Genomic DNA, 12,606 nt, shown 5'->3' with positions numbered 1-12,606 from the left:
GATCTCGATGAATTTTCAAGAAAAACGCCGCGCCCTGCTGCGCACCGTCCCCGCCGCCTCGCTGATGCTGGGCGGCGTCAAGACCGCTGCAGCGCACCAGGCCGGCGCGCTGGCCGCCACGGGAGCATTGACGACCGCGGCAGCGAATGTGGCCACGGCTGCTGCCGATCCCTGGCAGCGCGCCGCCGCCATTGTGGCCCGCTTCGCCACCCCGCTGACCTTCCGTGACGAGGATTTTCCGATCACCGCGCACGGCGCCAAACCGTGCACGCTGGTCAAGGTGAAAGGTCAGACCGAATCGCTGGTCGAAGGCACCCTGGACACGCCGGCGCCGGGCTCACCGGACTGCTATCCGGCGATCGCCGCCGCGATCGCGGCCTGTCACGCCAAGGGCGGCGGCCGGGTCGTGATCCCGAAAGGAGAATGGTATTGCGCAGGCCCGATCGTGCTGCGCTCGAACGTGCACGTGCACCTGGCGGCTGGCGCGCGCGTGCACTTCGCCGCCAATCCGGCCCATTACGCGCGCCACGGCGACCATGACTGCGGCAAAAACGGCAAGCTGGTGCTGTCGCGCTGGCAGGGCAACGACTGCCTGAATTATTCACCGATGGTGTACGCCATCAACCAGACCAACATCGCCCTCACCGGTGAAGACTGGACCAGCATCCTCAATGGCCAGGGCGGCGTGCCGTTCGAGCCGGGCTTCGCCGAGGGGCCGGAGTGCTGGTGGGACTGGAAGGGACGTGGCAAACCAGTACGCAAGCGCACCGAGGTTTACGCCAACCCAAACAATCCTCCGCTCGACAAGGTCGTCCCTGGCATCGATGCGCAGCGCCAGGCCAGCATCCAGGGCGAGGGAGATCGCTGGCAGACGGATTCGCGCTACCTGCCGGCGCTGTCCGAAGCCGGCGTGCCGGTGGAGCGGCGCGTATTCGGCCACGGCCACTACCTGCGCCCTTGCATGATCGAGCTGATCGGCTGTAATAAAGTGCTGCTGCAGGGTTACCAGGTCAATGCCGCGCCGTTCTGGCTGCATCACCCGGTGAACTGCCGCGATCTGTTGATCCGGCGTGTGAACATGGAAAGCCTGGGCCCGAACAGCGACGGCTTCGATCCGGAAGCCTGCGACGGCGTGCTGGTCGACGACTGCCTGTTCAACAACGGCGACGACTGCATCGCGATCAAGGCCGGCAAGAACCTCGATACCCAGCACGGCCCGACCCGCAATATCGTCATCCAGAACTGCGTGATGAACAGCGGCCATGGCGGCGTCACCCTCGGCAGCGAGATGGCGGGCGGCATCGAATACGTGTTCGCGGAAAAGCTCGAGTTCCGCAACATCCACTGGAAGGACGATCCGCTGAACACGGCGATCCGCCTCAAGACCAATATGAACCGGGGTGGCTTCCTGCGCCACCTGTACGTGCGCGACGTCACCCTGCCCCACGGCGTGTCGATCGAGCCGATGCTGTACAAGCCGCTGCCGGGAGCCAACGAGATCAACGTGCCGGTGGCGTCGAGCGCGGGCGCCATCATTACCATCGACTGCGACTACGTACCGGGCGACGACACGATGCGCATCCGGCCGCCGCAGGTGTCCGATATCGACATCCGCAATGTCCGCGCCAGCAATGTCGATACCGGCAAGGGCAGTTTCTCGTGCTACCAGGCCTTCATGTTGCTGGGACCGGTCGCGTCGAGCTTCAACGGCAAGCCGGGCACGCCAATCCCGCCGATCGCGCGCATTCGCATCAGCGACTCGGATTTCGGCACGCCCGCCAACGCCAAGCAGCCGTGGTTCATCCACAACGCCGTCGAGATCACGCTCGACAACGTCACCATCGGTGGCAAGCGCTACAAGCAGGTCTTGTCGACAAAGACCTGACTTGCAACAGGTCAGACCAGTTGAAAAATATTTTTTAATTGGTCTGACCAAAAACGCAAAAGTTGACATAGAATTCAACAACTGGCCTGACCACCGGGATCAACACCGGGGGGACCAAATAATCACAAAGTAGCGGCGGCGGACATGTTCATAGTCCACCGGATCAAAAACGCATGGAGACAAAATGAACCACAATCCCCACCGCGCAGTCCTGCGCAAACTCACCCTTTGCCTGCTCGGCACCGCCTCGGTGTCGGCCCTCTCGCTCGGCCCGGCATTTGCCCAGGAAGTAGCGGCCGCAGCGACCGGCGGCGACACCGCCAACGCCCAGACCGTGGTCGTGACCGGCCTGCGCGCCTCGCTCGAAAGCGCGCTGAATGCGAAGCGCCAGGACAACGGCATCGTCGACGTCATCAAGTCGGAAGACATGGGCAAGTTCCCGGACACGAACCTGGCCGAGTCGCTGCAGCGCGTGCCGGGCGTGGTGATCGACCGCGACGCCGGCGAAGGCCGCAGCATCACCGTGCGCGGCCTGGGTCAGGACTTTACCCGCGTGCGGATCAATGGCATCGAAGGCCTGGCCACCACCGGCGGCACCGACAGTTCGGGCGGCACCAACCGCGGCCGCGGCTTCGACTTCAACGTGTTTGCATCGGAGCTGTTTTCCGCCCTGACGGTGCGCAAGAGCTCCTCGGCCGACGTCGACGAAGGCTCGCTCGGCGCCACCGTCGACCTGCAGACCCTGCGTCCGTTCGACCTGCGCGGCTTCAACGCCACCGTTGCCCTGAAGGGCAAGTACAACGACGGCTCGGAGAAAACCGATCCACGTGCGGCCTTCATGGTCTCGAACACCTTCTTCGACCGCAAGGTCGGCGTGCTGTTCTCGGGCGCCTACTCCAAGCGCCGCGTGCTGGAAGACGGTTTCAGCACCGTGCGCTGGGATAACGGCCCATCCTCGGGCGGCTGGTGCGCACCGCAAGGCATGGTCGCCAATCCGAGCAACTCGACCGCGACCACCTGCGGCCCGGCCGCGCAAGGCGCCGAGCGCCTGCCCGGCATGCCCGAGAACATCGCCGCCTATAACGCGGCCAGCGACCCGAACAACTTCCATCCACGCCTGCCGCGCTATGGCCGCCTGACCCACGACCAGGACCGCCTGGGCCTGACCGGTTCGGTGCAATGGCGTCCGCAACGCGGCACCCTGCTGACCTTCGACATGCTGTACTCGAAGCTCGATGCGACCCGTCAGGAAGACTTCTTGCAAGCGACCTCGTTCAGCCGCAGCGCCAGCCAGGGCGGCAAGCCGCAGGTCGGCGTGCTCGAAGCGCAGTACGCGCCGAACGGCTCGCTCCTGTACGGCCGCTACAACAACGTCGACATCCGCTCCGAGCAGCGCTTCGATGAACTGAAGACCACCTTCACCCAGCCGACGCTGACCCTGGAACACAAGCTCTCCGACACCTGGAGCATGAGCGCCAAGTACGGCCGCGCCGAGTCGAAGTTCCGCAATCCGATCCAGACCACGGTCACACTCGACGCCCTGAACGTGGATGGCTACAGCATCGACTTCCGTGGCGACAGCCGCCGTCCGCTGATTACGTATCCGTTCGACGTCAACGGCGGCCCGCTCGGCCTGATCGGCGTGCCGCAGGTCGCCAGCGGCACCCAGCCGACGACCGTGCCGAATACCACCACCAGCGAGATCCGCATCCGTCCGCAGGGCACCGACAACGTCAACAACGTCGCCCAGTTCGACCTGGCCTGGGAAGCGAGCGACAGCTTGACCTTCAAGGGCGGCGTCAACAGCAAGAAGTACACGTCGGAGACCTATGAGTTCCGCCGCGTGAACCAGAACGACACGATCTTCGCGCCACCGGCTGGCGCCACCGGCCTGACCTCGAACATGACCGGCTTCGGCAGCCAGCTCGGCATGCCGGCCGGGAACGCCACCGGCTGGGTGATGCCGAACCTGGCGGCCATCGCCGCCGCCTACGACATCTACTGCAACTGCATCAAGAGCGGTCCTGCCGGCGGCCCGGGCGACTTCACCCTGTCGTCGATCGAGAACGGCAATGCGCGTGGCAACAACCGCTCGGTGACCGAGAAGAGCGACGGCGTCTACCTGATGGGCGAGTTCCGCCACGACCTGTGGAATATTCCGGTGCGCGGCAACATCGGTGTGCGCTACGTGAAGACCGACCTCGAAACCATCGGCTATCAGGCGGCCGGCGGCGGCACCGCTGTGAAAGTGGAGCACGACTACACCGACACCCTGCCCTCGTTCAACCTGACCGCCAACGTGACCGACGAGTTCATCGTGCGCTTCGGCGCGGCCAAGGTGATGACCCGTCCGCAGCTGGGCTTCCTGTCGCCGGGCGGCAGCATCGCCACCACCGGCAACCTGTCGATCAACTCGGGCAACCCGTTCCTGAAGCCGTTCCGCGCCAAGACCTTCGACAGCAGCTTCGAGTACTACTTCGCCAACAAGGCCTTCGTCGGCCTGGGCCTGTTCCAGAAGAACATCGACACCTATATCCAGAGCCTGCGCACCAACGTGGCGTTCCGGGATTCGGGCCTGCCGATGTCGCTGCTGCCGGCGAACTTCACGGGTGAGGAAGTGTTCCAGCAAACGCTGCCGGTCAATACCGATGGCGGCAAGCTGAAGGGCTTCGAGCTAAGCTACCAGCAGCCGTTCACCTTCCTGCCGGGCTGGGGCAAGAACTTCGGCACCCTGCTGAACTACACCAAGGTGAGCTCGAAGATCGAATACCTGGTCTCGCCGACCGGCGGCGCCACCATCACCGACGACCTGCTGAACCTGTCGCCGAAATCGTGGAACGCCACCTTCTTCTATGACGACGGAAAGTTCAGCGCACGCGTCTCGGGCGCCAAGCGCTCGGGCTTCGTGACCCGCGTGCCGGGCCAGAACAACAACGATGTCGAGGGCAAGAACGAAACCTTCAACGTCGACCTGTCGCTGTCGTACAAGGTCAATGAAAACCTCGAGTTCACGCTCGAAGGCGTCAACCTGACCAACGAGGAAAACGACCAGTTCATCAGCCGCGCGCGTAACAGCGTGGTGGTCAACAACGTGACCGGCCGCGAGTATCTGTTCGGCCTGCGCTACAAGTTCTAAATTCAGTCTCTTGGTGGCTTTGGAGCCCGCGCTTGCGCGGGCTTTTTTTCGTCCATCCCTTCGCTCCTACGCGGACGACGGCAAGCTTGCCGCTTTTGCCAGACTTTATTCGGTCATGTAAGCTACAATCAAAGACCATTTCAGGCGAGCGCACGACGCAAGCGATCTATACAACCTGTCAGCGAAAGAGACATGAGCACCTCGAACGAGCAAGATAACAGCCTTCCCCTCGACATGACCATCTTCGGCGGCATGGGCGACCTCGCCATGCGCAAGCTGTTGCCCGCCCTGTACATGGCCTTCCTGCACGGTAACCTGCCGCCATCGACCCGCATCCTGTCGACCGGCCGCCAGGACTACGATCGCGCCGCCTATCTGGCCTTCGTCGAGGAACACTCACGCTCCTTCATCAGCGCCGCCAATTTCAACGAGAAAAGCTGGGCCGGCTTCCTCGACCTGCTGGTCTACGTGCGCCTGGACGTCTCTAACGCCGAGCTCTTCGACACCCTGCGCGACGCCTCGCGCGACGGCGCCCAGCGCGTGTTCTACCTCGCCACCGCGCCGTCGCTGTTCACCACCATCTGCGACAAGCTGGCCGCCACCGGCCTGGTCGACGCCAACGCGCGCGTGGTGCTCGAAAAACCGCTGGGCCGCGACCTGGCCTCGGCAGTCGAGATCAACGAGGCGGTCGGCAAGCATTTCGCCGAATCGCAGATCTACCGCATCGACCACTACCTGGGTAAAGAGACGGTGCAGAACCTGATGGTACTGCGCTTCGGGAACTCGATCCTGGAACCGCTGTGGCGCGCGCCGAACATCGCGAGCGTGCAGATCACGGTCGCCGAAGAAGTCGGCGTGGGCAGCCGCGCCGGTTTCTACGACAGCGCCGGCGCGATGCGCGACATGGTGCAGAACCACCTGATGCAGCTGCTGTGCATCGTCGCCATGGAGCCGCCGACCTCGCTGTCGCCGGACGCGGTGCGCGACGAGAAGCTTAAAGTGATCCGTTCGCTGCGCCGCATGACGCTGGCCGACATCGCGCGCGACACGGTGCGCGGCCAGTACAGCCGCGGCGTGAGCGGCAACCAGGAGGTCAAGGGCTACCACGAAGAGAGCAACGTGCCTGCCGCCAGCCACACCGAGACCTTCGTGGCCCTGCGCGCCCACATCGATACCTGGCGCTGGTCGAAGGTGCCGTTCTACCTGCGCACCGGCAAGCGCATGGCCCGCCGCTCGTCCAAGATCGTGATCGAGTTCGCCAATCCGCCATTCCCGCTGTTCCCGGAAACCCCGGGCGGCGTCGCCAACCGCCTGGTGATCGAACTGCAGCCCGAAGAAGCAATCAAGCTGCAGCTCTTCGCCAAGCAACCCGGCAGCGGCATGCTGATGCAGCAGGTCGCACTCAACCTCGACCTGCAGTCGGCCTTCCAGCAGCGCCGCGCCGAAGCCTACGAGCGCCTGCTGATCGACGTGGTGCGCGGTCGCCTGACCCACTTCATGCGCCGCGACGAACTGGAAGCGGCCTGGGAATGGGTCGAGCCGATCATCAACGGCTGGGAAACCCTGAACGAGAAGCCGCATCCGTATGCGGCCGGCTCGTGGGGTCCGGCGGAGTCGTTCGCGCTGCTGGCGCGCGACGGCTTCGGCTGGGTCGAGTAAGCCTGTTTCGACCGGGCGGCTAGTCCGCCCGCTTATCTTCCAGATTGGCGCGCACCCGCGCCAGCAGCGCCATCAGCTGGGACTGTTCATCGTCGGACAGTCCGGCGAGCGCCGCTTCCCTCAATACGCCGCTCTGTCGGTGCAGTCCCGCGAACACTTCCTGTCCAGCTGCGCTCAGCGTCAGCCGCGTGCTGCGCCGGTCCTGCTCGTCGGCGGCCGCTTCCAGCAACTGTGCTTCGCGCAGCGCGCGAATCAGGCGCGCCACCTGGGCTTTATCCCTTCCCGAATGCGCCACCAGATCGCTCTGGGTGGCGCCGGGATGGCGGGCGAAATATCCCAGCGCCTTCATCTCCATATGCGCGAGCTCGTGCGGGCCGCTACGCAGGCCGCGCAGCTGCCGCGCACGGAACAGATGCACGATCGAATGCATCGTCTCCAGGGGATCGTCCGCACGGTTGCCGTGGATTTGGTTGACTCTATCAACTTCTTTTTGCATAATGGTGGACACTATCAACTAATTCTGGAGTGTAGCATGCCTGAATCCCATATTCCCTCCATCGAGCGCGTGCGCCACGACCTCAAGATGCGCGAGGTCGAGGTTGCGCGCATCGAGCAGCTCAGCCCCGGCTTTGTCAGCATCACCTTCAAGGGCGCCGCACTCTCGGATTTCACGTCGCTGTCCTTCGACGACCACGTCAAGTTCATGTTCGACGATGCCGGCGGCCAGCAGGTTCGGCGCGACTATACGCCACGCCGCTTCGACCGCCAAGCCTGCGAGGTCGACCTCGAGTTTGCCCTGCACGGCCATGGCGGCGCGGCCGAGTGGGCGCGCAATGCCACGGTCGGATCGAAAGCCATCATCGGTGGCCCGCGCGGCTCGATGATCCTGCCGTTGGAGATGGACTGGCACCTGCTGGTCGGCGACGCCAGCGCGCTGCCGGCCGTCACGCGGCGCCTGGAAGAACTGCCGTCCGCGGCCCGGGTCCAGGCCGTGCTGCTGGTCGATGCGGCCGACCGCCGCGAGTTTGCCACCCAGGCCAATGCCGACGTCCATTGGGCCACGTCGAACGAGGAATTGCTGCAGGCGCTGAATGCCCTGCCACTGCCAGGTGGCGCCGGCCTGGCGTGGGGCGGTGGCGAGGCCGCGCTGATGGCCCAGGTACGCCAGCTATTGATCGACAAGGGCCTGCCGCGCCAGGCCGCACGGATCTCGGCCTACTGGAAACAGAGCGTGGCCGATCACCACGAGCATCTGGATTGAAGCTCGGCTAGACCACCGGCGTCGGCAACGGCTCGCCATCGAAGTGGGCCCGCAGATTGGCTACCGCGAGCTGGCCCATCGCGCGTCGCGCTTCCACGGTGAAGCTGCCGACGTGGGGCGTGAGCACCACGTTATCGAGCGCGAACAGCGCCGGCGGCACGTTCGGCTCGTCCTCGAACACGTCCAGCCCGGCCGCACCGAGCCGACCGTCCTGCAGGGCCGCGACCAGCGCCGCCTCGTCCACCACCGAACCGCGCGCGATATTCACCAGCGTGCCTTCCGGCCCAAGCGCCTCGATCACGTCCAGCCCGATCATGTGCCGGGTGTCGGGGCCGCCCGGCATGCACAGCACCAGCATATCGCTTTCTTCGGCCAGCGCCAGCAGCGAACTGCTGCGTTTTTCCGGCGCCGGCCCCGGGCTGCGCTGGTGGTAACGGATCTCCATCCCGAAGCCCTGCAAGCGCTGCGCCACCGCCTGGCCGATGCGGCCGAAGCCGACGATGCCCGCCACCTTGCCTTTCAGGCTACGCGCCTGCGTCAGGGGGCCCTTGGCCGGCCACGCGCCGGCGCGCACGTAGCGGTCCAGCAGCGGCAGGCGGCGCACGGCCGACAGCAGCAGCGTGACGGCGAAATCGGCCACGTCGTCGGTCAGCACGTCGGGCGTGTTGGTGACGTGGATGCCCTTGTCCGCCAGCAGCGCCAGCGGCACCGCATCGACGCCCACGCCGTGCACCGACACGATCTCCAGCGCCGGCAGGCTGGCCACCAGCTCCGGCGTCACGCCAAGCGTGCCGGTGGTGAGGACGGCGCGGATACCGCCCGCGATCGCGTCGAAGGCCGGCTCGCCGGCCACCGGAATCGCCGGCACGAAATGGCACTGGAATGCCTGCTCCACCTGTGCGCGCACTTCTGGCGACCACACGCTGCCCAACACGAGAATCTCTGGCTTCATCGGTAAATACCCTGCCTTGTCGCTAACAATGGATAGGTCGAGTATGCCAGAGGAGCAGCTCATGCGCCGGTCGCCGGCCTCTTCCCCTGCGCCGCTGCCTTTCGCTACGGCTATATCTACTCGTACAGAGTTTTACCTAGCGCAAACAGGCTTGCGATTCGAATCGTGCGCAGTTGGAGCCCGGCGGTAGTTGGCGTAGAGTCTCGTGATCGCCAATTCGACGGGATCGCCATCCATGTACGCCAGCAACTGGAACAATCTCGGGGCCTTCGGAGACCTCGGCACGCAAGCCCTCAAGCAAATGGACCGCAGCCGCCAGGCGCGCGGCAAGATGCTGGATCGCGCCGGTTACGGGCCGCAACAGACCCCGTCGACCGTGATCCTCGAACAGCCCGGCCTCAAGCTGCACCGCTACCAGGACGCCCCCGGCGGCGGCCCGGCGGTGCTGCTGGTGCCGGCGCCGATCAAGCGCGCCTATATCTGGGACCTGGCGCCCGACATCAGCGTGGTGCAGCGTTGGAGCGAGCGCGGCTACCGGGTCTACCTGGCCGAATGGCTGCCGATGCCCGACGCTGACGGCGACGTCGGCCTGGACGACTATGGCGACCGCATGCTGTCGGCCTGCCAGCAGGCGATCATGGAGGACAGCGGGCAAGAGCAGTTGACGATCGTCGGCCACTCGCTGGGCGGCATCCTGGCCGCCATCTACAGCTGCACCCATCCCGACCGCGTGGCCGCGACCGTCCTGCTCGAGTCGCCGTTGCACTTCGAACAGGCCAGTTGCTGCTTCTCGCCGCTGGTCAACGCCACCCCACATGCACGCGGCATCGCCGACGCCTTCCGCCACGTGCCGGGCGTCTACCTGAACATGATGAGCGCCATGGCCGAACCGCAGGCCTTCCAGTGGGAGCGCATCGCCGACCGCTGGCTGTCGCTGCTCGACCCGAAGGCAATGGCCACCCATATGCGGGTCGAGCGCTGGACCCATGACGAATTCCCACTGCCCGGCCGGCTGTTCACCGATATCGTCGAGTCGCTGTACCGCAACGACGACTTCATGCAGGGCCGGCTCGACGTCGGTGGCCGCACGATCGGCCCGCGCGACCTGCGCGCTCCGCTGCTGTGCGTGGTCGACTTCCGCAGCAAGGTGATCCCGCCCGAAGCCGTGCTGCCCTTCCACGAAGCCGCCAGCAGCGAACGCAAGCGCGTGCTCGAATACCAGGGCGACGTCGGCGTCAACCTGCAGCACGTCGGCGTGCTGGTCGGCCGCAGTGCCCACGCCGCCATCTGGCCGGCTATCTTTGAGTGGCTGGGCTCGCCGGCGCTGGCGAATGCATCGAACGATGGAAGCAAACGTTCGCTGCCGGCTCTCGCGGCCAGCGCCGGGGCAGACGCCAAGGCTTTGCCGGCAGCGGACTAGTACCTGGACGCGGGCGCGGCGTCGTTCCGCGCCATGCATTGCACATTCCTCCGCGTCCAGCCCAACCAAACTGTATTTATCTTTATAGCAATTCAATCGCGCGCCATCTGCTCTGCGGTCTGGATAACATCCAGTACCGAAAAGCGGGTGAGCGTTAGTGTGTTTATAGGCTCCCCATGTGCAACCAAGCGCCACCCGGTCATCGGCCGGCGCCGCGCCCAACTGATCACGACATGGATGCCATAGAAGCGCAACGCACTGTCTCAGCCCCTCGCGACACCCGACCTCGTCCCACCATCGGCCTGCGCGAAGCGGTCGCCGTCATCGTCGGCGTCGTGATCGGCGCCGGCATCTTCAAGGCTCCGTCGCTGGTCGCCAGCATGAGCGGCGGCGCCACGGCCATGTTCACCCTGTGGATCATGGGCGGCGTGGTCTCGCTCATCGGCGCCCTGTGCTACGCCGAACTGACCACCTCGTATCCGCATGCCGGCGGCGACTACCATTACCTGCACCGCGCCTATGGCCGCTCGGTCGCCTTCCTGTTCGGCTGGGCGCGCTTCTCGGTGATCACCACCGGCTCGATCGCGCTGCTCGGCTTCGTGTTCGGCGACTACATGCAGCAGGCGATTCCGCTGACGATGCTGCCGGCCGGCTGGGGCAGCACAACGTACGCCGTCGCCGTGATCGCTGGACTGTCGGCGCTCAACCTGCGCGGCATCCGCACCGGGACCGGCACCCAGACCTTCCTGACGGTCGCGGAAATCCTCGGCCTGCTGCTCATCGTCGGCGCCGCCGCGCTGTTCACCGATCCGGCGCCCGCACCGGCCGCCGTTGCGACGACCGCCGCCGGCGCATCCGGCGCGACCGCCGCCGCCCTCGGGATGGCGATGGTCTTCGTCCTCCTCACCTACGGCGGCTGGAACGAAGCCGCCTACATCAGCGCCGAGATGCGTGGCGGTCCGCGCGACATGGTCAAGGCGCTGACCATGGGCATCGTCATCATCACCGTGCTCTACCTGATGGTGACCTGGGCTTACTGGAAGGTGCTCGGCATGGACGGCATGGCCGCCTCCGAGGCGGTCGCGGCCGACGTCATGAAGGCTGCCTTCGGCCCGGCCGGCGAAAAAATCATTTCGGTGCTGGTGGCGATCTCGGCCCTCACTTCGATCAACGCCACCATGATCGTCGGCGCCCGCACCAGCTACGCCATGGGCCTCGACTGGAAAAAGCTGGGCCGCCTGGCCGAGTGGGACAGCGAGCGCGGCACGCCGACGGTCGCCATGACGGTGCAGTGCGTCGCGGCCCTGGCGCTGGTCGCGACCGGCGCCGCACTGGGCGGCGGCTTCAAGTCCATGGTCGAATTCACGGCGCCCGTGTTCTGGCTGTTCTTCCTGCTGACCGGTATCTCACTGTTCGTGCTGCGTCGGCGCGAGCCAAACGTGCCACGGCCGTTCAAGGTGCCGCTGTACCCGGTGCTGCCGCTGCTGTTCTGCGCCAGCTGCGCCTATATGTTGTGGTCGAGCCTGTCGTACGTGTACAGCCAGCAGCTCGGCGGCCTGAACGCCGCCTGGATCGGCGTCGCCGTGCTGGCCATCGGCGTCGTGTTGTTGCTGCTGTTGCGCTCGAAGACTGACCAATAGATGCCATCCGTTTTATCCCCCCAAGTCCAAACCTGACCAAGGAGCTGTGCAGATGAACCCGCAACCTCGCCGCCGTATCCTGCTGCTGTCCACCGCCGCCGCCACCGGCCTGATGATGTTCCCGTTCGGCCGTGCGCTGGCGCAGGCAACTGCCGCCACCGCCGCCACGCCGCGCCTCGACGTGCCTTACGTGCCGACCCCGCAAGAGGTGGTCGACAAGATGCTCGACCTGGCCAAGGTCGGCAAGAACGACACCCTGTTCGACCTGGGCTGCGGCGATGGCCGCATCGTCGTCACGGCTGCCAAGGAGCGTGGCGCGCGCGGCACCGGTATCGACATTGATCCGACCCGTATTGCGGAAGCCAAGGAGAACGCCAAGAAGGCCGGCGTTTCCGACCGCGCCCAGTTCCGTGTCGGGGATCTGTTCAAGACCGATTTTTCGACGGCCACCGTGGTGACCCTGTATCTGCTGCCGACAATTAATGCGAAGCTGCGTCCGCAATTGTGGAAGCAACTCAAGGTCGGTACGCGCGTGGTGTCGCATGCCTTCGATATGGGGTCGGAATGGCCGGCGGAGAAGACCGTCGAGGTGGATGGCCGGACGATTTATTATTGGACCATTACCGAAGCGAACAAGAAGGAAGTAGCTTGAT

General features: G+C 65.3%; 9 protein-coding genes. 7 read left to right on the top strand and 2 right to left on the bottom strand.

Annotation, left to right across the window (positions count from 1 at the left end):
* The first annotated feature begins 7 nt into the window (after nt 1-7).
* The 3 genes from SOM28_RS03620 to zwf all read left to right on the top strand — a co-directional run bounded on the left by SOM28_RS03620 (nt 8) and on the right by zwf (nt 6,680).
* Nucleotides 8-1,885: a glycoside hydrolase family 28 protein gene (locus SOM28_RS03620; protein WP_320467228.1), complete on the top strand. Its 1,878-nt coding sequence runs from the start codon at nt 8-10 to the stop codon at nt 1,883-1,885.
* A gap of 184 nt (nt 1,886-2,069) precedes the next feature.
* On the top strand, nt 2,070-5,021 hold the full coding sequence (locus SOM28_RS03615) for a TonB-dependent receptor (protein WP_320467227.1): 2,952 nt from the start codon (nt 2,070-2,072) through the stop codon (nt 5,019-5,021).
* 192 nt (nt 5,022-5,213) lie between these two features.
* The gene (gene zwf, locus SOM28_RS03610; RefSeq protein ID WP_320467226.1) at nt 5,214-6,680 is read left to right on the top strand and encodes a glucose-6-phosphate dehydrogenase; all 1,467 of its coding nucleotides are present in this window, start codon (nt 5,214-5,216) and stop codon (nt 6,678-6,680) included.
* A gap of 19 nt (nt 6,681-6,699) precedes the next feature.
* Here the strand turns inward: zwf and SOM28_RS03605 are convergent, their stop codons facing one another.
* Nucleotides 6,700-7,188, bottom strand: a complete 489-nt coding sequence (locus SOM28_RS03605; RefSeq protein ID WP_320467225.1) for a MarR family winged helix-turn-helix transcriptional regulator — start codon at nt 7,186-7,188, stop codon at nt 6,700-6,702.
* 24 nt (nt 7,189-7,212) lie between these two features.
* Here SOM28_RS03605 and SOM28_RS03600 point away from each other — a divergent pair, with 24 nt between their 5' ends.
* Nucleotides 7,213-7,941, top strand: a complete 729-nt coding sequence (locus SOM28_RS03600) for a siderophore-interacting protein (protein WP_320467224.1) — start codon at nt 7,213-7,215, stop codon at nt 7,939-7,941.
* Between the two features lie 7 nt (nt 7,942-7,948).
* On the opposite strand, the gene SOM28_RS03595 is transcribed toward SOM28_RS03600, so the two are convergent.
* The gene (locus SOM28_RS03595; protein WP_320467223.1) at nt 7,949-8,893 is read right to left on the bottom strand and encodes a 2-hydroxyacid dehydrogenase; all 945 of its coding nucleotides are present in this window, start codon (nt 8,891-8,893) and stop codon (nt 7,949-7,951) included.
* A gap of 235 nt (nt 8,894-9,128) precedes the next feature.
* Here SOM28_RS03595 and SOM28_RS03590 point away from each other — a divergent pair, with 235 nt between their 5' ends.
* The 3 genes from SOM28_RS03590 (at nt 9,129) to SOM28_RS03580 (ending at nt 12,605) form a co-directional block, all read left to right on the top strand.
* Nucleotides 9,129-10,313, top strand: a complete 1,185-nt coding sequence (locus SOM28_RS03590) for an alpha/beta fold hydrolase (RefSeq protein WP_320467222.1) — start codon at nt 9,129-9,131, stop codon at nt 10,311-10,313.
* 233 nt (nt 10,314-10,546) lie between these two features.
* Nucleotides 10,547-11,953, top strand: coding sequence for an APC family permease (locus SOM28_RS03585; RefSeq protein WP_320467221.1), 1,407 nt, complete (start codon nt 10,547-10,549; stop codon nt 11,951-11,953).
* Nucleotides 11,954-12,005: 52 nt separating this feature from the next.
* Nucleotides 12,006-12,605: a class I SAM-dependent methyltransferase gene (locus SOM28_RS03580; RefSeq protein WP_320467220.1), complete on the top strand. Its 600-nt coding sequence runs from the start codon at nt 12,006-12,008 to the stop codon at nt 12,603-12,605.
* Nucleotide 12,606 lies beyond the last annotated feature (1 nt).

This window comes from Massilia sp. CFBP9026 (assembly GCF_034045165.1).
In the GTDB taxonomy this organism is placed as follows: Bacteria; Pseudomonadota; Gammaproteobacteria; order Burkholderiales; family Burkholderiaceae_D; genus Telluria; species Telluria arenae.
The sequence above is the reverse complement of the archived record's forward strand: the minus strand, read 5'-3'. Positions and strand labels throughout refer to the sequence as shown.